The 19929-nt window shown below is 75.2% G+C and carries 20 protein-coding genes and 1 pseudogene; 13 read left to right on the top strand and 8 right to left on the bottom strand.

Annotation, left to right across the window (positions count from 1 at the left end; all coding sequences use genetic code 11):
- Both ND486_RS28580 and ND486_RS28575 read left to right on the top strand, forming a co-directional pair.
- Window positions 1–248: pseudogene (locus tag ND486_RS28580) on the top strand (NAD(P)-dependent oxidoreductase); the annotation flags it as partial.
- Window positions 249–368: 120 nt separating this feature from the next.
- The gene (locus ND486_RS28575; protein WP_251787414.1) at window positions 369–1505 is read left to right on the top strand and encodes a hypothetical protein; all 1137 of its coding nucleotides are present in this window, start codon (window positions 369–371) and stop codon (window positions 1503–1505) included.
- A gap of 16 nt (window positions 1506–1521) precedes the next feature.
- Here the strand turns inward: ND486_RS28575 and ND486_RS28570 are convergent, their stop codons facing one another.
- Complete coding sequence (locus tag ND486_RS28570) at window positions 1522–3525, bottom strand: alpha-amylase family protein (RefSeq protein WP_251787413.1); 2004 nt, start codon at window positions 3523–3525, stop codon at window positions 1522–1524.
- A gap of 29 nt (window positions 3526–3554) precedes the next feature.
- On the bottom strand, window positions 3555–4397 hold the full coding sequence (locus ND486_RS28565; RefSeq protein ID WP_251787412.1) for an alpha/beta fold hydrolase: 843 nt from the start codon (window positions 4395–4397) through the stop codon (window positions 3555–3557).
- A gap of 101 nt (window positions 4398–4498) precedes the next feature.
- On the opposite strand from ND486_RS28565, the gene ND486_RS28560 reads away from it, so the two are divergent.
- On the top strand, window positions 4499–5083 hold the full coding sequence (locus ND486_RS28560) for a hypothetical protein (RefSeq protein WP_251787411.1): 585 nt from the start codon (window positions 4499–4501) through the stop codon (window positions 5081–5083).
- Window positions 5084–5092: 9 nt separating this feature from the next.
- On the opposite strand, the gene ND486_RS28555 is transcribed toward ND486_RS28560, so the two are convergent.
- Genes ND486_RS28555 through ND486_RS28545 form a run of 3 tightly spaced genes read right to left on the bottom strand, consistent with a single transcriptional unit; the run spans window position 5093 to window position 7355 of the window.
- A complete protein-coding gene (locus ND486_RS28555; protein WP_251787410.1) occupies window positions 5093–5602 on the bottom strand; it encodes a VOC family protein in 510 nt (169 codons plus the stop codon).
- Between the two features lie 5 nt (window positions 5603–5607).
- On the bottom strand, window positions 5608–6219 hold the full coding sequence (locus tag ND486_RS28550) for a CE1759 family FMN reductase (RefSeq protein WP_251787409.1): 612 nt from the start codon (window positions 6217–6219) through the stop codon (window positions 5608–5610).
- Window positions 6219–7355 carry an LLM class flavin-dependent oxidoreductase gene (locus ND486_RS28545; protein WP_251787408.1) on the bottom strand — a complete coding sequence of 379 codons (1137 nt, stop codon included), beginning with the start codon at window positions 7353–7355 and terminating at the stop codon, window positions 6219–6221. The genes ND486_RS28550 and ND486_RS28545 overlap by 1 nt, the downstream gene beginning before the upstream one ends.
- Window positions 7356–7454: 99 nt before the next feature.
- Between ND486_RS28545 and ND486_RS28540 the strand changes: the two genes are divergently transcribed.
- Window positions 7455–7916, top strand: coding sequence for a helix-turn-helix domain-containing protein (locus ND486_RS28540; protein WP_251787407.1), 462 nt, complete (start codon window positions 7455–7457; stop codon window positions 7914–7916).
- An 85-nt stretch (window positions 7917–8001) separates the two neighbouring features.
- Here the strand turns inward: ND486_RS28540 and ND486_RS28535 are convergent, their stop codons facing one another.
- From ND486_RS28535 to ND486_RS28525, 3 genes are read right to left on the bottom strand one after another with little or no spacing between them, the layout of a single operon-like run.
- A complete protein-coding gene (locus ND486_RS28535; protein WP_251787406.1) occupies window positions 8002–9027 on the bottom strand; it encodes an NAD(P)-dependent alcohol dehydrogenase in 1026 nt (341 codons plus the stop codon).
- Window positions 9024–9743, bottom strand: coding sequence for an iron-sulfur cluster assembly protein (locus tag ND486_RS28530; RefSeq protein WP_251787405.1), 720 nt, complete (start codon window positions 9741–9743; stop codon window positions 9024–9026). Before ND486_RS28530 ends, ND486_RS28535 begins: the two co-directional genes overlap by 4 nt.
- Window positions 9740–10756 (bottom strand): amidohydrolase family protein, encoded by a 1017-nt coding sequence (locus ND486_RS28525; protein WP_073576701.1) that lies wholly within the window; start codon window positions 10754–10756, stop codon window positions 9740–9742. Before ND486_RS28525 ends, ND486_RS28530 begins: the two co-directional genes overlap by 4 nt.
- A gap of 173 nt (window positions 10757–10929) precedes the next feature.
- Between ND486_RS28525 and ND486_RS28520 the strand changes: the two genes are divergently transcribed.
- The 9 genes from ND486_RS28520 (at window position 10930) to ND486_RS28480 (ending at window position 19926) form a co-directional block, all read left to right on the top strand.
- Entirely contained in the window at window positions 10930–12351 is a 1422-nt protein-coding gene (locus tag ND486_RS28520) for a helix-turn-helix domain-containing protein (RefSeq protein ID WP_251787404.1), read from the top strand.
- A gap of 24 nt (window positions 12352–12375) precedes the next feature.
- Complete coding sequence (locus ND486_RS28515) at window positions 12376–13062, top strand: response regulator transcription factor (RefSeq protein WP_251787403.1); 687 nt, start codon at window positions 12376–12378, stop codon at window positions 13060–13062.
- A complete protein-coding gene (locus tag ND486_RS28510; protein ID WP_251787402.1) occupies window positions 13059–14549 on the top strand; it encodes a HAMP domain-containing sensor histidine kinase in 1491 nt (496 codons plus the stop codon). The genes ND486_RS28515 and ND486_RS28510 overlap by 4 nt, the downstream gene beginning before the upstream one ends.
- Before the next feature lie 24 nt (window positions 14550–14573).
- Window positions 14574–15989 (top strand): ferric reductase-like transmembrane domain-containing protein, encoded by a 1416-nt coding sequence (locus ND486_RS28505; RefSeq protein ID WP_251787401.1) that lies wholly within the window; start codon window positions 14574–14576, stop codon window positions 15987–15989.
- Window positions 15983–16453: an FMN-binding protein gene (locus tag ND486_RS28500; RefSeq protein ID WP_374231992.1), complete on the top strand. Its 471-nt coding sequence runs from the start codon at window positions 15983–15985 to the stop codon at window positions 16451–16453. Before ND486_RS28505 ends, ND486_RS28500 begins: the two co-directional genes overlap by 7 nt.
- On the top strand, window positions 16450–17208 hold the full coding sequence (locus ND486_RS28495; protein ID WP_251787399.1) for an FAD:protein FMN transferase: 759 nt from the start codon (window positions 16450–16452) through the stop codon (window positions 17206–17208). Before ND486_RS28500 ends, ND486_RS28495 begins: the two co-directional genes overlap by 4 nt.
- 277 nt (window positions 17209–17485) lie before the next feature.
- Complete coding sequence (locus ND486_RS28490; protein ID WP_251787398.1) at window positions 17486–18109, top strand: DedA family protein; 624 nt, start codon at window positions 17486–17488, stop codon at window positions 18107–18109.
- Window positions 18110–18238: 129 nt separating this feature from the next.
- Entirely contained in the window at window positions 18239–19156 is a 918-nt protein-coding gene (locus ND486_RS28485; protein WP_251787397.1) for an undecaprenyl-diphosphate phosphatase, read from the top strand.
- A 20-nt stretch (window positions 19157–19176) separates the two neighbouring features.
- Window positions 19177–19926 carry a DUF1345 domain-containing protein gene (locus tag ND486_RS28480; RefSeq protein ID WP_251787396.1) on the top strand — a complete coding sequence of 250 codons (750 nt, stop codon included), beginning with the start codon at window positions 19177–19179 and terminating at the stop codon, window positions 19924–19926.
- Window positions 19927–19929: the final 3 nt, after the last annotated feature.

The following is a 19929-nucleotide window of genomic DNA, read 5'->3' as shown; positions in this document are numbered from 1 at the left end:
GGCAGGGGGGGGGGGGGGGGCCCCGGGCGGGGGCCGCGGTGCGGGCGGGGGGGGGGGGGCGGGTCCCGCCGGTGGACCGGGTGTACTGCCCGGACCGGGCGGTCGCCGAGCTCGGCTGGACCCCGGTCTGGGACGTCGACGCCGTCGTCGCGCGGGTGCGTGACGGCGGGCCGCCGCGCAGCCCGCTGGCCGACGCCGTCGGGGCGAAGGGGTACCACGATTCCCCGACCGGGGTGTACACCCGGTGATTTCACCTCGCCGGACCGGGTGACTGTAGGTCGTCAGGGCTAACGCCGTGGGTACGACCGGCGGTAGAGGTGACACAGCACGTGTCGCCGACCGTGACGCCGTACCCCGGAGGTCCTGCCATGACCGGCCCGCAGCACCGACCCAGCCCCGGCCCGCGCGGTGCCGACGCCGACCGCGCACGGCCGTCGCCGCGACCGCGGCACGGGTTCGACGACCACGAGTTCCCCGAGGACTCCTACCAGGGCGGCTACCCGGACCTGCGGTCGTCGCGGCCGGTGGAGCGGGCGACGCCCACCGACCCGGAGGGATTCGGCGAGCTGTACGGCGGGACCGGTCCGCAGCCGACCGTCGGGCGGGCCGGGTACGCCGCACCGATGCGCTACGAGGGCTACGGCGCCCCCGTGCCGGCGGGCGGGTCGCAGCCGGGCGGCGACGACCCCGACGACGGCGGGTACGGCCCGTACGGCCGGGCCGCGCACCGCCAGCCCGAGGAGCCGGTCACCCCGACCCGGGCCGCCTACGGCGAGTACGGCGACCCCGGGTCCCGCGGCGGGACCGCGATCGACGGCGGCCCGCCCTACCCCGGCCCCACCGGCTCCGGGTACGGGCGCGCGCGGACCCCGGAGGAGGACGAGCCGGTCCGCCCGGCCGTCCCGTACGACGACCCGGACCACGTCGCGGACCACGAGGACCTGCCCCGGGACGAGGTCGTCGGGGACGGGCCGCTCGCCGCCGCCACGTCCGGCCGCGACTCCGGCGACGACCGGGCCGGGTACGACCGCGCCGGGCACGGACGGCCCGGGTACGGCGAGAGCGGCGGGACCGCGGTCGTCGAGCGCTCCGCCGTCGGGACCGGCGCCGGGGCGGTGCCCGCGCCGCGTCCGCCGTCGGAGTCCGGCGGCCGTCGCCCGGCGACGGTGGCCGAGGCCGCCGCGGCCCGGTTCGGCGCGACCGGACGGTCCGCCGACACGGCGGCGGCCGCACCGGCCGTCGAGGCGACCGGGCCGGTGACCACGACGCCCCGCGCGGCCGCGGCGGCCCCGGCCGCCCCCGCCACGGCCGCCGCGCCGGTGCGGGTCGCGAAGGACCCGACCGCGCTGACCGTGCTGCGGGTCCTCACCTACGTGCTGGTGTCGCTGTCCTGCCTGGTCTTCCTGGCCGGGGTGGTCTACGGGCTCGTGGTGTACCTGGAGCTCCGGTCGGCGCTGGGCACGTCACCGCTGTTCGGGGGCGGCACGCCGTTCGGGAGCTACTGAGGGCGCCGGGCGTGGCTCACGGCTCCGCGAGCCACGCCCAGGACAGCGGCGGGAGGTGGGCCCGCCCGCCCTCGGTGCGGACCGGCCCGTCGGAGGACAGCACCGTGTCCAGGCCGGTGACCAGGGCGGCGTCGACCGAGGCGGGCCGCTCGGACACGTTGACCAGCCCGACGAAGCGGCCGCCGCGCGGGTGCCGCCGCGTCCACCCGAGCACCGCCGGGTCGTCGAGCACGGGCACCTCCACCGGCGCCGACGCGTGCAGCGCGGGCAGCTCGGCCCGCACCGCGGCGAACCCGGTCAGCGCACCGAACACCCGCCCCTCGACGGTGTCCGGGTCGTAGCGGCGGGCGAACGCGGCCTCGTCCATCGGGGGCCGGTGCATCCACCGGTTGTCCGCGGCGCGCTCGGGGTCGGCGCGGTAGCCGGTGTCGTTGGCCAGGGCCAGCTCGTCGCCCATGTAGAGCAGGGGGATGCCGCCCCAGCCGTAGACGACGGCGTGCGCGAGCAGCAGGCGTCGCACACCCGCGTCGAGGGCGGCGGGGTCGTGGCGGGCGCGGGCGTCGTCGATGCCGCAGAGCGCGGCGGCGCTGCCGGAGATGCGGGCGTCCCCGGTGTCCGGGTCCTCCTGGAACAGGGCGCCGCGGGCGAAGCTGCCCGGGAAGCGTCCGGCGAAGAAGTCGTTGAGGAACCGCCGGTGCGACGGGCCGTCCCAGCCGACGGCGGCGGCGTCGACGTCGGAGACGGCCCAGCCGATGTCGTCGTGGCAGCGGACGTAGGTCGCCCACGCCGTCGTCGACGGGGCGGGGGTCATGCGGCGCAGCGCGTGCGCGGCGAGGCGGGCGTCGCGGGTGGCCAGGCTCGACCACAGCATCACCATGAGCTGGTTGTGGTAAGCCAGCTCGCACTCGGGGCGGTAGCGGTCGTGCGCGCCGAGGTAGCCGACGAGGTCGTCGGGCGCGACGATCGCCTCCGCCTTGAAGACCACCGCCGGGGCCGCGATCCGGGTGAGCGCGTGCAGCGCCTGCAGCACGTCGTGGGCCTCGGGCTGGTTCTGGCAGTTCGTGCCGAGCCGCTTGCCGAGGAACGGCGCCGCGTCCATGCGCAGGACCTCGACCCCGCGTCCGGCCAGGGTGAACACGGTGCCGAGCATCGCGGCGAACACCTCGGGGCAGGTCCAGTCGAGGTCCCACTGGTAGTCCCAGAACGTCGTCCACACCCAGCCGCCGTCGCCGCCGCCCGCCCCGGGCACCCAGCTGAACGATCCGGGCGCGCGGTCGGGGAAGACGTCGGGGATCGTCGCCTCCCAGGCGTCGGGCATCTCCCGGTCCGGGTAGGCGGTGTAGAAGCCGGCGTAGCGCGGGTCGCCGGCGAGCCAGCCGCGCGCCCACGGGTGCTCGGCGGCGGTGTGGTTGAGGACGAGGTCCACGCACAGGCTCATCCCGCGCTCGCGCAGCGCCCCGGCGAGGGACTCCAGGTCGTCCATCGTGCCCAGCCGCGGGTCGACGGCGGTGTAGTCGGCGACGGCGTACCCGCCGTCGTTCTCGCCGTCGCGCGGCTTGAGCAGCGGCATCAGGTGCAGGTACCGCACGCCCAGGTCGGACAGGTGGTCCAGGCGGGTGCGGATGCCGCGCAGGGTGCCCGCGAAGCGGTCGGTGTAGGCGACGTAGCCGACGGTGCGGGGGTCCTGGAACCAGTCGCCGTCGACCTCGCGGCGGCGGTCGAGCTCGCGCAGCGCCTGCGGGCGGGCGGCCGCGGCGGCCAGCGCGGCGCGCACCAGCCGGGCGGTCAGCCCGCCCGGGTCGGCGACGGCGCCGTAGAGGGCGTCCAGCGGCAGGTGCGCGTCGGCGTACCAGCGTTCGGTGCGGGCGAGGAACCCCGCCGCCTCGACCGCGCCCAGCGCGGCGACCGCCTCCCGGGACAGCTGCGGGAGCAGGTCGTGCAGGGCGGCCCGGGCCCGGCGGCGACGCTCGGAGTCGGGCCGGGCGCGGACGGCGTCACCCGCAGCGGTCGTGCTGATCACCGCGCCATCCTGCCACCGCGCGGCCGCTGTCAGGTGCGCGCCAGCACCTCCCGCAGCCGGGCGACGAAACCGGCGGGGTCCTCCAGCCACCCGACGTGCCCGCCGGGGAACGGCTCCGGGTCCCGGCCCAGCTCCGCGGCCAGCGCCCGGGAGGTCCGGTCGCAGATCTGCCCGGCCGAGGCGGACCCGACGCCGACGACGACCCGCCGCCCGCGCAGCCGCTGCGGGTCCGGACGCCACCGGACCGTCTCGCGCATCTCGTGCAGGAAGAAGTGCCGTTCGTCGGCGGCCTGCTGCGCGGTCGCGGCGCCGTCGGTCGCGGGGAGCCCGGCGTCGTCGGCCGCGCTCGCCGCGGCGTCGCCGGGTGCCGCGCCCGCCAGCCCGGCCGACGCCAGGAACAGCGCCCAGGCCGCGGCGGCGCCCTGCTCCCGGTAGGTGCCGATGATCTGCTCGGTCGCCGCGCGGTGCTCCGCCGCGTCGGGCAGCAGCTCCTCCAGCGGCGGTTCGTGCGCGACGACGACCCCCACCAGCTCGGGGCGCGCCTGTGCCAGCGCCAGCGACACCACAGCCCCGCCGCTGGAGCCGAACAGGGTGGCGGGGGCGCCGCCGACGCGCTCGAGGAGCGCGGCGAGGTCGGCCGCCCGCAGCGCGACGGTGGAGTCGGTGTCCGGGTCGTCGGCGGGGCTGCGGCCGGTGCCGCGCGGGTCGAACGTGACGACGGTGTGGTCGTCGGCCATCGCGTCGGCGAGCGGGCCGAAGCCCTCGGCACCCATCGGCGAGCCGACGAGCACCAGCAGCGGGCCGGTGCCGCGGACGTCGAAGGTGATGCGGGCGTCCGGGCGGTCGAGCAGATCCGTGGTCACGACGGTCATGGGTGCCTCCTCGCGGGCGGTGTCGTGGTGTCGACCGTCGGCGGGCACCGGACTCATCGCCGTACCGTGGGAGGCACTCCGACAGAACGGACGAAGCCCCCGTGAAGACCCGCGTCGCCCCGGTGCTGGGCGTGCTCCTCGTGCTGGCCCTGCTCGTCGGCGGTCTGGCCTGGTTCGCCGGAAGCCGCGGGTTCACCCCCGACGACCTGCGCGACCTGGTCGACCCGCCCCCGCCGGAGCAGTGCGACCAGCCGGACCCGACGACGTCGGGCTGCCTCACCCCGTCCGCGCTGCGCCTGCACGACGCCCTCGTCGGGCGGTTCGGCGAGCCGGGCCCGGGGGCGCCGGTGCGGGCGATCACGTGCTGGTCGGAGCACGCGTGGAACCCGTCGAGCGACCACCCCGCGGGCCGGGCGTGCGACGCGTTCCCCGCCCGCTACGGCGAGTTCCCCGCCGGGCAGGACCTGGAGGACGGCTGGGCGGTCGCGAACTGGGCGCGCGACAACGCCTCCGAGCTGCGGGTCCGCTACGTGATCTGGCAGGGCCGGATCTGGTACCGCGGCACCGGGGACTCCGGGGAGGGCCGGGAGAACTGGGGCCGGCCCTACAACGGCGGCGGCGTCTACGACCCCGAGGACGCCACCGGCGGGCACTTCGACCACGTCCACGTCAGCGTCCGCCGGTGAACACCCCGCTCACAGCACGTGCTGGCCGTACATCTCCCCCAGCGGGTCGGCGATGAGCTCGATGCGGGCGCCGTCGGGGTCGCGGAAGTAGACCGAGACACCGGAGTGCACCTCGTGCTCCACCCCGGCCTCGGTGAGCCGCGCGACGAGCTCGTCCCACCGCTGCGGCTCGACGCTGATCGCCATGTGGTGCAGCCCGCCGAGGACCTCGGCGTAGGGGCCGACGTCGAGGCCCGGGAAGTCGAAGAACGCGAGCAGGTTCCCGTTGCCGATGTCGAAGAAGAAGTGCGAGGACCCCGGGTAGTCCCGGTTCTCGATCAGCTCGGTGAGCGGGAAGCCCAGCACGTCCTGGTAGAAGCGCACGGTCCGCTCGACGTCCGAGCTCACCAGGGCGGTGTGGTGCAGGCCGCGGGCGGTCGAGGCCGGCCGCTCCCCCGCCGGCTTCAGGTGGGTGGACCGGATCCGGTCGCGGGCGGCGTCGAGCGCGGCGGTGTCGGTGGGGGTGCCGGTGTCGGTCATGGTGGTCAGCCCTTCAGCAGTGCGGTGAAGTCGGGGACGTCGGCGAACAGGTCGGTGCGGGTGGCCGGCGGCCGGGCGGCGACGGCGTCGGCCAGCTCGCCCGCGGCGCGCCCGACACGGCCCTCCAGTGTGGTGCCCACCTCGGTCGCGCCCCAGTCCTCGGGCGCGGCGAACACCGCGGTCGGGACCGTCGCGGCCCGCAGGTACGCGAACAGCGGGCGCATCGCGTGCTCCAGGGCCAGCGAGTGGCGCGCCGTGCCGCCGGTCGCGGCGAGCAGCACCGGGGTGCCGGTCAGCGCGTCGCGGGCCAGGACGTCGACGAAGGTCTTGAACAGCCCGCTGTAGGACGCCGAGAAGATCGGCGTCACGGCGACGACGGCGTCCGCGGCGGCCACCGACTCCAGCACCGGCGCCAGCGCCGTGTTCGGGAAGCCGGCGACCAGGTGGTCGGCCAGGTCGCGGGCGTGCTCGCGCAGCTCCACGACCTGCACCTCGGCCCGCTCACCGCGCTCGGCCAGCGCGGCCGTGACCGCGGCGGCGAGGCGGTCGGCCAGCAGCCGGGTCGACGACGGCGTCGACAGCCCGGCGCTGAGCACGACGATCCTGCGGGTGGTCATCACGCGACCTCCTTCTCCTGCGTCCCGGTGCTGTCGGCGCTGTCGGTGCTGCCGGTGACCGCGGCGTCGCGGGCGGCGACCAGCGAGGCGTGGGTCGGTGCGTCCGGCACACCCGGCGCGCGCAGCGCGGCGAACTCGCGGCGCAGCACCGGCACGACCTCCTCGCCCAGCAGGTCGAGCTGCTCCAGCACGGTCTTCAGCGGCAGGCCCGCGTGGTCGATGAGGAACAGCTGGCGCTGGTAGTCACCGACGTAGTCGCGGAAGCCGAGCGTCCGCTCGATGACCTGCTGCGGGCTGCCGACGGTCAGCGGGGTCTCGCGGGTGAAGTCCTCCAGCGAGGGCCCGTGCCCGTAGACCGGGGCGTTGTCGAAGTACGGCCGGAACTCGCGCACCGCGTCCTGGCTGTTGCGACGCATGAACACCTGCCCACCGAGGCCGACGATCGCGCGGTCGGCCGGTCCGTGACCGTGGTGCTCCCAGCGCGTGCGGTAGAACTCGACCATCCGCTTCGTGTGCGACGCCGGCCAGAAGATGTGGTTGTGGAAGAAGCCGTCGCCGTAGTAGGCGGCCTGCTCGGCGATCTCGGGGCTGCGGATCGAGCCGTGCCACACGAACGGCGCGACGCCGTCGAGCGGGCGCGGGGTCGAGGTGAAGCCCTGCAGCGGGGTGCGGAAGTGCCCCTCCCAGTCGACGACCTCGGTGTCCCAGAGCTTGCGCAGCAGCGCGTAGTTCTCGACCGCCAGGTTCAGGCCCTGGCGGATGTCCTGGCCGAACCACGGGTAGACCGGGCCGGTGTTGCCGCGGCCGAGCATGAGGTCGACGCGGCCGCCCGCCACGTGCTGCAGCATCGCGAAGTCCTCGGCGATCTTCACCGGGTCGTTCGTGGTGATCAGCGTGGTCGAGGTGGACAGCTGCAGGGTCTCGGTGACGCCGGCGAGGTAGCCGAGCGTGGTGGTCGGCGACGAGGAGAAGAACGGCGGGTTGTGGTGCTCGCCGATCGCGAAGACGTCGAGCCCGACCTGCTCCGCGTGCTTCGCGATGGTCAGGACGTCCTGGATCCGCTGGGCCTCGGTCGGCGTGCGGCCGGTCGTCGGGTCCGGCGTGACGTCGCTGACCGTGAAGACTCCGAACTGCACGGCTTCCTCCTCTGCTCGTCGACGGACCATTGGTTGATCCGTCATCTACATCCTGCAGCAACATAGGTGATGCGTCAACTATTCCGCTACGATGGTGCCGTGACACGGTGGCTGGACGAGCGCGAGCAGGTGGCCTGGCGAGGGCTGCTCCGGATGCAGGCACGCCTGCAGGGCGAGCTGCACCGGCGGCTGCAGGCCGGGTCGGGGCTCTCGCTCACCGACTTCGACGTGCTGGTGGCCCTGACCGACCGGCCCGACGAGCGGTGCCGGGTGCTGGAGCTGGCGACGCTGCTGGAGTGGGAGAAGAGCAGGCTCTCCCACCACCTGGCCCGGATGCAGAAACGCGGCCTCATCGCCCGCGAGGAGTGCGACGACGACGGCCGCGGCAACTACGTCGTGCTCACCGCGGCGGGCCGGGCGGCGATCGAGGCCGCGGCGCCGGGGCACGTGGAGACCGTGCGGGAGCTGGTCTTCGACGCCCTCTCCGACGACGACGTGGCCGCGCTGACCCGGATCACCGCCGCCGTGCAGGCCCGGCTCGACGGCCGCGGCCCCCGCTGACCGCGTTCCGCGGAACGCGCGACGGCCCGCACCGGGCGTCGCCGGTACGGGCCGTCGTGAGCGGGACCGCGATCGGAACAGCAGGTCAGGGCACCAGGATGGCGCGGCCCCTGACCTTCCCGGCGTCGAGGTCGTCGAGCGCGGACTGGAAGTCGTCCAGGGCGTAGGTGCTGGTGTGCAGGGTGACCCGGCCGCGGGCGGCCAGCTCCATCAGGTCGCAGAGGTCGTTGTAGGACCCGACCAGGTTGCCGACCACGTTCACCTCGGCCGAGATCAGGTCGATCGTCGGGACGTCGACGTTCTCCCCGTAGCCGACGACGTGGTAGTCCCCCGCGCGCCGGGTCATCGCCAGGCCCTGCGCGGTGGAGCCGCCCTCGCCGACGAAGTCGATCACGGCCTCGGCGCCGTTCCCGCCGGTGAGCGACAGGACCTCGTCGACCTGCCCGCCGTCGGCGACGATCCCGTCGTCGGCGCCGATCTCCAGCGCCAGCTTCACCGCGTCCGGGTTGCGGTCGAGCACGACCAGCCGGGCCGGGGTCAGCGCCTTCAGCACCTGGATGCCGATGTGGCCGAGCCCGCCCGCCCCGATGACGACGCAGGTGTCGCGCGGTCCCAGCCGGCGGGAGGCCTTGGCCGCGGCGTGGTAGGCGGTGAGGCCGGCGTCGGCGAGGGCGGCGACGTCGGCGGGCTGCAGCGACGGGTCCAGCTTGACGACGCTGCGCGCCGAGGTGCGCAGGTACTCGGCGTAGCCGCCGTGGGTGTCGATGCCCGGGAACGCCGAAGCGGTGCAGTGCACGTCGTCGCCGGAGCGGCAGGCGCGGCACAGGCCGCAGGTGGCGAGCGGGTGCAGGATGACGCCGTCGCCCTCGGCCACGTGCGTCACCGCGGACCCGACGGACTCGACCCAGCCCGCGTTCTCGTGGCCGATCGTGTACGGCAGCGTCACCTGGGACTTCTCCGCCCACTGTCCTTCGAGGACGTGCAGGTCGGTGCGGCACACGCCGGCCCCGCCGATCCGGACGACGACGTCGAACGGGTCGACGACCTCCGGCTTCGGGACCTCGGTCAGCTCCATCGGCCGGTGGTAGCCGACCACCTGTACTGCTCTCACGACACGGATCCCTTCACGGACTCGGGGTAGCGGGTCTTCAGGAGCCCGCGGCAGAAGTGGGCGTTGCCCTCGATGGAGATCCGCACCGAGCGGGCCATCCGCAGCTTCAGCGGGACCTGCTCGGCCGGGTACGGGACGCCGTCGTGGCCGACCAGGACCGGCCGGTCGCCGCCGGTGGGCAGGCCGATCGCCGCGCGGCGGCGCAGCAGGGCGTCGGTGGCCGGACCCGCGGGCAGGTCGGCCAGCGTGACGCCGTGCAGCGACTCGGGCGTCCGGTCCGGGTCGACCCGCAGCAGCCCGGTGAGCGAGCGCTCCATCGCCGCGGTGTGCGCCTTGCGCCGGAAGGTCTCGCGCAGCTCGTCGAGGTCGGACTCGGCCTCGTGCCGGAAGGTGCCCTTGTAGCCGGCGTCGGCGGCCAGCCCGGCGTTGATGAGGTCGGAGTCGTGGTGGTCGTCGAGCTCGACCACCACCTCGCCGGTCCAGTCCAGCGCGGAGAGCACGTCCTTCGCGTCCGAGCACATCAGGTAGGCGAAGTTCGGCGCGCAGAACGCGGTGGGCAGGCGCAGGTGCACGGTGACCCGGTCGCCGTCGACGTCGAGGGAACGGACGAACTCCAGGTCGGTGATCGGCTCGTCCAGCTCGGGGTCGACGACGGCGTCGAGCGCCCGGAACGCCTGGTCGGTGCGCGAGGTGCGGGCGAGGGCGGGGGCGCTCACGACGCCACCGGGACCTCGGTCGGGGTCTCGTCGCGCAGCTGCAGCTCGGCGGGGACCTCGATGTCGTACATCGCCGCGGCGTTGAGACCCAGGATCTTCTTCTTCTGGGCGGTGGTCAGCGGCGCGTACTCGGACAGCTCGTCCGGGATCTCGAAGTCCACGAAGCGCTCGACCAGCCAGCGCGGGGTCCAGATCGCGTAGTCGCTCGAGAACTGGATGCGGTCCTCGCCCAGCCAGTACAGGAGCTCGCCGATGATCTGTCCGAAGTACTTGGGCCGGGTGTGGATGAACGGCATCGCGACGGCCAGGCCGGCATGCACGTTCGGCTCCTGGGTGGCGATCCAGCAGAAGTCCTCGAGACGCGGCAGGCCGCAGTGCTCGACGACGAAGTTCAGATCGGTGAAGTCGGTGGCGACCTTGTCCACGTCGGCGACGTCGAACGCGTCGCGGTCCAGCGGGCGGATGGTGGGGCCCTTGTGGATGTGGATGTTGCGGATGCCCAGCTCCTGGGCCGCCTCGAGGTACTTGTAGGACCAGTGGTCGTCGAGCTTCCAGCCGCGGGACTCGCCGTGCCACTCCGCGGTGTAGAGCTTCGCGCCCTTCAGGCCGAAGCGCTTCGCGTCCTCGCGCAGCTGCCGCAGGCCCTGCTCCCCGTTGCGGGGGTCCCAGTGGTGGTTGTAGGTCAGCTTGTCCGGGTGGGCCTGGGCGAGGGCGAAGGCCTCCTCGGTCTGGCCGAACCCGTTGTCGTAGAACTCGCCCAGGTAGGCGGGCTGGAACACCGCGTGGTCGACGTGACCGTCGGTGAACAGGTCCTTCATCAGCCGCTCGCCGCCCTGGTAGAGGTAGTCCTCGTAGGGCCAGACCTCGGACTCGGGGCTCAGGTTGCGGTGGTAGTCGTAGAAGCAGTCGATGAACTGCTTGCCGTGGATGTTGCGCTGGTTCTCCGGGCGTGCGTCCCAGAGCGCCACGTGGGCGTCCACGATGAAGTAGGACTCACCGTTCTTCGAGTACATCGTCGTCCCTCTCAGGTCGCGGCGAGGTGGTGGGCACCCCGCGACTGCGCGGGCCGGTGGGGGATCCCGCGTCGAGGGCCGAAGGTAGGAACGGCGGCGCCCCGGCGGTCGTGATCACCGTCTCAACCTGAGACGAGACGGCGTCGCGACGGCGTCGCCGATGTGACACGGTCGTGAGCAGCAGGTACGAGGAGGTACGCGCGATGGGGCAGTCACTGGCTCCGGCCCGGATCTCGGCGTCCTGGGCGCGCAGCGAGACCTACGGCGCCCCCACCGAGGCCGTCGACCCGGCGTTCACCGGCGCCGTCGACGACGGCTCGTTGTTCGCCCGGTGCGGCGGCGAGGTGCTCGCCGGGCTGCACGAGGGCCTGCCGGGCGAGCCGATCTCACTGATGCTGACCGACGCCGACGGCATCGTCGTCTCCCGGCTCTGCGACGAGCGCGCCCTGCTCGACGCGCTGGACCGCACCTACCTCGCGCCCGGGTTCGCCTTCGGCGAGCGGGAGGCGGGGACCACCGGGCTCGGCCTGGCCCTGGCCGACCGGGTCCCGTCGCTGGTCCGCGGCGACGAGCACTACTGCACCGGGTTGTGGGGCTACACCTGTGCGGCGGCCCCCGTGCTCGACCCCGTCGACGGGTCGCTGCTCGGCAGCATCAACCTCACCACCTGGTCGCAGCGCTCCGACGGTCTGCTGCTCGCGCTGGCGCGCACCGCCGCCGGGCAGACCTCGGCGCTGATGCTCGCGCACGGACGCGGCGCGAGTCCCCGGCGCGCGCCGCGCGGCGAGGTCTTCCGGGTCGCCCCGCAGCCCGTCGGCGGGACCGCGGCGCTCGGCCCGGCCTGGGCCGCCGCGCTCGACGAGGTCCGCGACGCGCTGCGCGACGGCGCCCGGGTCGGGGTGGTCGGCGAGCCCGGCGCCGGCAAGTCCGCGCTGCTCGCCGCGGCCCTGCGCACCGTCCGCCCGCGGCACCGGGTGCTGCACGCCCGCCCGCCGGCCGCCGAGGACGCGGTGTCCTGGTTGTCGCTGTGGTCCCCGGAGCTGGGCAAGGACGACACCGCGGTCATCGCGGGACGGGTGCACGAGCTGCCCGCGCCCGTCGCGACCCGGCTGGCGGCGCTGGTCCGGTCGCTGCCGCGGGCGTCGCTGAGCGTCACCGCGGGCGGTGTCGACGGGATACCGGACGCGCTGTCACGGCTGCTCGACGTCGTCGTCGAGGTGCCGGCGCTGCGCCACCGTCCCGAGGACGTGCCGGTGCTCGCCGCGCACTTCGCCCGCGACGGCGTCACCTTCACCGACGCCGCCGCCCGCGCGCTGCGCACCTACTCCTGGCCGGGCAACGTCGAGCAGCTGCGCCGCACCGTGCGCGACGCCGCCGCCCGCAGCAGCCTCGTCGACGTGCGGCACCTGCCCCCGGAGCTGCTCGCCACCCGATCCGGATCGCTGACCCGGATCGAGTCGCTGGAGCGCGACGAGCTGGTCCGCTGCCTCACCGAGCACGGCATGAGCGTCACCCGGGCCGCGGAGACGCTCGGCATCAGCCGCGCGACGGCGTACCGGCGGGTGCAGCGCTACGGGATCACGACCTCCCGGTGAGACCGTTGCGGCATCATCGGTGCCGTGCCGCAGACGGTCCTGGTCGCCGACGACGACCGCGCGATCCGTGAGTCCCTCACCCGCGCCCTGGAGCTGGAGGGCTACGAGGTCGTGGGTGCCGCCGACGGCGTCGAGGTCCTCACCCGGGTGCGCCGCGACCCGGTCGACGCCCTCGTCCTGGACGTGATGATGCCCGCCCTCGACGGCATCGGCGTGTGCCGCGTGCTGCGCGCCGACGGCGACCGCACGCCGGTGCTGATGCTGACCGCGCGGGTCGAGACCCCCGACCGGGTCGCGGGCCTCGACGCGGGCGCCGACGACTATCTGCCGAAGCCCTTCGAGCTCGACGAGCTGCTGGCCCGACTCCGCGCGCTGCTGCGCCGGGCCGCTCCGGTCGAGGGCGAGCGCGCCGCGGTGCTGGCGGTGGGCGGGCTGCGCGTCGACCCGGCGGCCCGCCGCGCGTGGTGGGAGTCCACCGAGCTGACGCTGACCAAGACCGAGTTCGACCTGCTGGAGCTGCTGGTCCGCAACGCCGGGATCGTGCTCGACCACTCCGGCGTCTACCAGCGGATCTGGGGCTACGACTTCGGTGCGGACTCCAAGAACCTCGCCGTCTACGTCGGCTACCTGCGCCGCAAGCTCGCCGCCGCCGGCGCCGGGGAGGTCATCCACACCGTGCGCGGGGTGGGCTACACGGTGCGGCGGTCGTGAGCCTCGGGACCCGGCTGGCGCTGGCGTTCGCGCTGGTCGCGGCCGTCGTCGCCGGGACGGTCGGGGTACTGAGCTACCACTCGGCGTCCGAGCGGATCTCCGGCGAGATCGACCGCTCCCTGCAGGCCGCGACGACCGCGCTGGCGGGCGGCCAGACCGCCGTGCTCGGCGCCCCGGTCGCGGCCCTGCCCGACGGCGGAGGGCGCGGCGGCGGCGTCGACCCGGGCCGGACCGTCGGCGCGGAGGGCCCGGCGGTGGGGCAGGGCGGCGGCCGCTGGGACGATCCGCAGCAGCTCACCGCCCAGCGGGTCGCCGCGGACGGCACCGTCACCCGCCTCGGCGGCCGGGACGTGGCACTGCCGGTGACCGGCACCGACCGGGCGCTCGCGGCGCAGGCCCGCGGGGGTGCCTCGGCGGGCGCCGAGACCCGCGTCGGCGACCAGGCCTACCGGGTCCTCACCACCGCGGTGGGCGGGGCGGCGCTCCAGGTCGGCATCGACGTCGACCGGTCCAGCCGGGTGCTCGCCGGGACCGCCGTGGAGATCGCGGTGGCCGCCGTCGTCGTCACGCTGGTCGCGGCCGTCCTGGGCTGGCTGCTGGCCCGCCGGATCACCCGGCGGCTGGTCCGGCTGACCGCGCTGACCGAGGAGGTGGCGGCGTCCGGGCCGGGCGAGCGGACCGTTCCGGTGGAGGGGCGCGACGAGGTCGCCCGGCTGTCGGCGTCGGTGAACACGATGCTGCGCCGCCTCGCCGAGGCCCGCGACTCCCAGGAACGGCTGGTCCAGGACGCCGCGCACGAGCTGCGCACCCCGTTGACCAGCCTGCGCACCAACGCGAGCGTGCTGCGCCGGATCGACCGGCTCTCCCCGGAGTCGCGCGAACGCCTCGTGGCCGACGTCGACGGCGAGACCCGGGAGCTGGCCCGTCTCGTCGAGGAGCTGGTCGAGCTGGCACTGGCCCGCCACACCGACGAGCCCGAGACCGAGGTCGACCTGCTCGCGGTGGCCGGCTCCGCCGCGGAACGCACCCGTCGGCGCACCGGGCGGACGATCACCGTCGACGGCACGCCGAGCCCGGTGCGGGGCCGGGCGAGCGGGCTGGAGCGTGCCGTGGGGAACCTGTTGGAGAACGCGGCCAAGTTCGACGCCGACCCCGCACATGTCGTCGAGGTCGTGGTGCGACGCGGCACCGTGTCGGTCGCTGACCGGGGGCCCGGCGTCCACGACGGCGCCGACGGGTACGAGACCGAGCGGATCTTCGACCGGTTCCACCGCTCCGACGCCGCCCGCGCGCTGCCCGGCTCCGGGCTCGGCCTGTCCATCGTGCGTGACGTGGCGCTCGCCCACGACGGCACCGTCTTCGCCGGGAACCGGCCCGGCGGGGGCGCCGCGATCGGGTTCTCCGTCGGCGCCGGGCGGCTCTTACCGGATTCCGACCACGGTCACGCCGACGCCTCACCGGGCCCCGCGAGCCTCGGAGGTACCTGACCACCTCCGCCCCACGGGGAGCCCATGTCCACCCTCACCCTCCGGCCCGCCCCCGCACCGGCCGGCCCGCCCGCCGTCCCCGCGACCGGTGCGCACGCCCGGCTCGACTCCCGGGTCCGCTTCGGCGCCGGGATCGCGCTCTGGGCCGCGCTGCTGCTCGTCACCGGGTGGTGGGCGTCCGGCGGCGGCGTCCGCGACCTCGGCGGCTGGGAGTCCGGCCTGACCTCGGCCGGGCGGCTCACCGGCCTGCTCGCCTCCGTGCTGCTGCTGGTGCAGGTCCTGCTCATGGCCCGGGTGCCGGTGCTCGAGCGGGCCTTCGGCCAGGACGGGCTGGCCGCGCTGCACCGCACCGTCGGGTTCACCTCGTTCACCGGCATGCTCGCCCACGTCGGGCTGGTCACCTGGGGCTATGCCGCGGGCGAGCTGTCCGCCGCCCCGGGCGAGCTGTGGGACATGACCTGGACCGTGCCCGGGATGCTGCCGGCCGCCGCCGGCACGGCCTGCCTGGTGCTCGTCGTCGTGACCAGCGTGCGCGCGGCCCGGGTACGGCTGCGCTACGAGTCCTGGCACCTGCTGCACCTCTACGCCTACCTCGGCGTCGGGCTCGCCCTGCCGCACCAGCTGTGGACCGGGCAGGAGTTCACCGGGTCGGCGGCGCGGACGGTGTTCTGGTGGGGCCTGTGGACCGCCGCGCTGCTCGCCGTGCTCGTCTGGCGGATCGCGCTGCCGCTGGCCCGCTCGGTGCGCCACCGGCTCGTCGTCACCGCGGTCGTGCCCGAGGGCGACGGCAGCGTGTCGGTGCACCTGGCCGGCCGGCGCCTCGACGCACTCGGTGCGCGCGCCGGACAGTTCCTGACCTGGCGTTTCCTGTCCGGCACCGGCTGGACCCGCGGGCACCCGTACTCGCTGTCGGCGATGCCCGACGGCCGCTCGCTGCGGATCACCGTGAAGGACCTCGGCGACGGCAGCGCCGCCGTCGCCCGGCTGCGGTCCGGCACCCGGGTGCTCGTCGAGGGCCCGTTCGGCCGGCTGACCGCCCGCGCCCGCACCGCCCCGGACGTGCTGCTGATCGGCGCCGGGGTCGGCATCACCCCGCTGCGGGCGCTGGCCGAGGAGTTCTGCGCCGGACCCGGCCGGGTCACCCTGGTGCACCGCTACGGCGGCACCCCGCTGTTCGCCCGGGAGCTGACGGCGCTGGCCCGTACACGCGGCTGCGAGCTGGTCCCCGTCGCGGGGCGTCGCCGCGGCGACGGCTCCTGGCTGGGCCACGGTGTCGGCCCCGTCGACGACCTGACCGCCCTGCGCACCTGGGTCCCCGACCTGGCCCACCGCGACGTCTACGTCTGCGGCCCCGAGGTCTGGACCGGCCTGGTCCTGCGCACCCTCACCGCGGCCGGCGTCCCCGCCGGCCGCGTCCACGTCGAACACTTCGGATGGTGAGCCCCGTGCGTCGCATCGTCGTCGCCGTCATGGCCACGCTCAGCGCGGTCACCCTGGTCCTCGGCTACCGCACCTCGACCTCGGCTCCCGACACCACCACGGCCGCCGCGCCGACCGTGCGGAGCCCGGGCACGACCTCCACCACCGGCGGCACGGTCACCGGCTCCGGCTCCGGCTCCGGCTCCACGACCGTCCCGGGGGACACCGCACAGACCCGCTACGGCCCCGTGCAGGTGCAGGTCTCGGTCTCCGGCGGGCGGATCACCGCCGTCGACGTGCTGCAGTACCCGGACTCCAGCGGCACGGACCGGCGGATCAACTCCCAGGCGATCCCGCAGCTCGTCGACGAGACCCTCGGCGCGCAGAGCTCCCGGATCGACATGGTCAGCGGTGCGACGTACACCAGCGACGGCTACGTCACCTCGCTGCAGAGCGCGCTGGACCGGGCGGGGCTGCCGTCGTGACCGCGCCCGTCCGCCACGTCGACCACGTGATGGGGACGGCGGTGTCGCTGGCCCTGCGCGGCAGGCACGCCGCCGACACCGCCGCCCGCGAGGCGTGGGCCGCCGTCGTCGCCGACCTGCGTCACGCCGACGCCGTGTTCAGCACCTACCGCCCGGACTCCGCCGTCTCCCGGATCGGGCGCGGTGAGCTCACCGTCGCCGACGCCCCCGACGAGATCGCCGAGGTCCTCGCGATCGGCGACGCCGCGGCCCGCGCCTCGGGCGGGGCGTTCACCGTCCGGCCGCACGGGCGGCTCGACCCCTCCGGCGTGGTGAAGGGCTGGGCCGTCGAACGTGCCTGCCGGCACCTGCGTGCCCTCGACGACACCGGCTGGTGCCTCGCCGCGGGCGGGGACCTCCAGGCCCGCGCCGCCGACGACGGGGAACCCTGGCGGATCGGGATCGAGGACCCCGCCGACCCGGGGCGGCTGGTCGCGACCGTCCCCGTCGTCGACGGCGCGGTCGCCACCTCCGGCGCCGCGCACCGCGGCCACCACGTCGTCGACGGCCGCACCGGCCGGGTCCCGCGCGGCGTGGCCCAGGTGACGGTGCTCGACGTGTCGCTGACCCGGGCCGACGTCGACGCGACGACCGCCTACGCGCTCGGTCCGGGAGCCGCCGACTGGCTCTCCCACCGGGTGGGGCGCACCGGGCTCGTCGTCGGCGTGGACGGTGCCGCCGTCGTCGTCGCGGGCCCGCGCCACCCGGACAGGTGACGCGCTCACCGGACCGGTGCTACCGGTGGCCGTGCTCACGGCCGTGGCGGGACTTCCGGACCTGCCGATCCCGGTCGACGGTGGGACGATCGATGTGCCGGGCAACGACGCCCCGGGAGACCCGGCGGCCGGCCCGGCCAGGGACTCGACACCGCCACCCGACGACGCCGTCACACCCGGTGACGAGGACCCCGCGTCGTGCGACGACGACGGGCCGCTCGCCGCCCGGTGCGGCACACAGGGCACCATTCGGTGTAGGACCTGATGGGAGGCGTTCGTGTTCGGACTCGCGGACACCGTGGCCGCACTGCTGGCCGCGATCCCTGCTGCGCCCGTCCGGTCGCTCCTCGTGATCGGGGTCGGCGCGTTCCTCGAGGGTCCGATCGTCACGGTCGCCGCCGCCGCGCTCGCCGGGGCCGGGCAGCTCCCCTGGTGGGGGGTGTGGCTGGCCGCGCTGGTCGCCGACGTCGTCGGGGACACCGCGCTCTACGCGCTGGGCCGCAACGGCGACCGGCCGGCCGTCGCCCGCGTGCTGAACCGGCTGGGCCTGACCGAGGAGCGCCGCGAGGTGCTGACCCGCGAGGTCCACACGCACCTGCCGCGGATCGTCATCGGCGCCAAGCTCGTCGACATCGGCGCGATCCCGGCCTACCTGGCCGCCGGCCTGTCCAAGGTCGGCTACCGCCGCTTCCTGGCCTGGATCGTCCCCACCACCGCGGTGCGCGCCGCGGTGCTCGTCGGGATCGGCTACGCGGCCGGGGACCGGCTCGCCACCGACCTGGAGTCGCGGCCCTGGCTGCTCGTCGTCGGCGGGCTCGCCGTCGGGCTGACCCTGGTCCTCGGGCGCACCGCGATCGTGCGCGCCACCGGCTCGCGACGTCGCGCAGACGCCCGGTCCTGACCGGGTCGATCCCCTCGCGCCGAACGTCCCCGACGTCCCGGGGCACCTCCGGCGTGTCGCCGCCCGCCGGGGCACCCGCGGCGAGCACCGTCCGGGTCGGACGGCCGGACCACGGGAGAGGACCACGCGGTGAGCACGTTGACCTGGGCCGAGGCGATCGTGATCGGGGCGATGCAGGGCGTCGCCGAGCTGTTCCCGGTCTCCAGCCTCGGCCACAGCATCCTGCTGCCCGCCGTCGTCGGCGGGAGCTGGGCCGCCGACCTCGACGTGAGCGCACCGCGGTCGCCGTACCTGGCGTTCGTCGTGGGCCTGCACGTGGCGACGGCACTGGCCCTGATCGTGCACTTCCGCGCCGACTGGGTGCGGATCGTGCGCGGGCTGGTGACCTCGGTGGCCCGCCGCGAGGTCCGCGGCCCCGACCAGCGCCTGGCCTGGCTGCTGGTGCTCGCGACCGTCCCCGTCGGGCTGGCCGGGCTCGCACTCGACCGGGTCTTCCGCACCTACCTGGCACTGCCCGTCCCGACCGCGCTGTTCCTCGTGCTCAACGGCGCCGTCCTGCTGGTCGTCGAGCACCTGCGCCGGCACCCCGCACCCGCGACGACGGGCGGCGGCGCCGAGCCGGGCACCGTGCTGCTCGCCACCGAGGTCGCCTCCGACCACCGCATCGCCCGGCTGCCGGTGCGTGACGTGGTGACCGTCGGCGCGGCCCAGATCGCCGCGCTCGCCCCGGGGATCAGCCGGTCCGGGTCCGCGATGGCGGCCGGGCTGCTCAAGGGCCTCCCGCACGTCGACGCGGCGCGGCTGTCGTTCCTGCTCGCGACGCCGGTCATCCTGGCCGCGGGCGTGCTGAAGCTGGGCGATCTCGCCGGTCCGCTCGGGGACGGCATCCGGCCGCAGATCCTGGTGGGGAGCCTGCTGTCCGGGCTCGGGGCGTACCTGTCGGTGCGGTTCCTGTCCCGCTGGTTCGAGACCCGCTCGCTGCGCCCGTTCGGGATCTACTGCGTGGTCGCCGGGCTCGGCTGCCTGCTGTGGTTCACCGTCCGCTGACGAGGAGCAGGATCGTGGTCATGAGCGACCCGTCGGCCGACCCGCACCGGCACACCCTGGACGCCATCCGCCGCGAGCTCGACCGGCTCGGCGACGGCGGGCGCCGCATCGTGCCCGCCTGGAAGCGGGTCACCCCCGGCGAGCACCGGTGGCCCGCCGCGGCGGCGATCGTCGTCGCGATCGGGCTGCAGCTGCTGCTGCCCGAACAGCTCACCCTGGTGTCGCGGTGGCTGCTGCCGTCGCTGGAGCTGGTGGTGCTGGTCGTGCTCGCGGTGGCCGGCCCGGCCCGGATGGACCGCGAGTCGGCGCTGCTGCGCGGCCTCGGGCTGACCCTGGTCGGGCTGCTGAGCCTCGCGAACGCGGTGTCGGCGGGGCTGCTGGTCACCGCGATCCTCGACGGCTCCTCCGGCGGCTCGGCCGCCCCGCTGCTGGCCAGCGGGGCGGCGATCTGGCTGACCAACATCATCGCGTTCGCGGTCTGGTACTGGCAGCTCGACCGCGGCGGGCCGGCGGCACGGGCGCACGGGCGCCGTCCCACCGCGGACTTCCTGTTCGTGCAGATGCAGAGCACCGACCCGCACGACGCCGACTGGGAGCCCCGCTTCGCCGACTACCTGTACCTGTCGTTCACCAACGCCACCGCGTTCAGCCCCACCGACGTGATGCCGCTGAGCCGGTGGGCGAAGATGCTGATGCTCGTCCAGGCGCTGGTGTCGCTGGTGACGATCGCGCTCGTCGTCTCCCGGGCCGTGAACGTGCTGGGCGGCTGAGTC

Origin of the sequence: Pseudonocardia sp. DR1-2, from assembly GCF_023717215.1 — a bacterium.
Lineage (GTDB): Bacteria > Actinomycetota > Actinomycetes > Mycobacteriales > Pseudonocardiaceae > Pseudonocardia > Pseudonocardia alni.
Note: the sequence above shows the minus strand (reverse complement) of the source record. Positions and strands in the feature narration are given on the sequence as shown.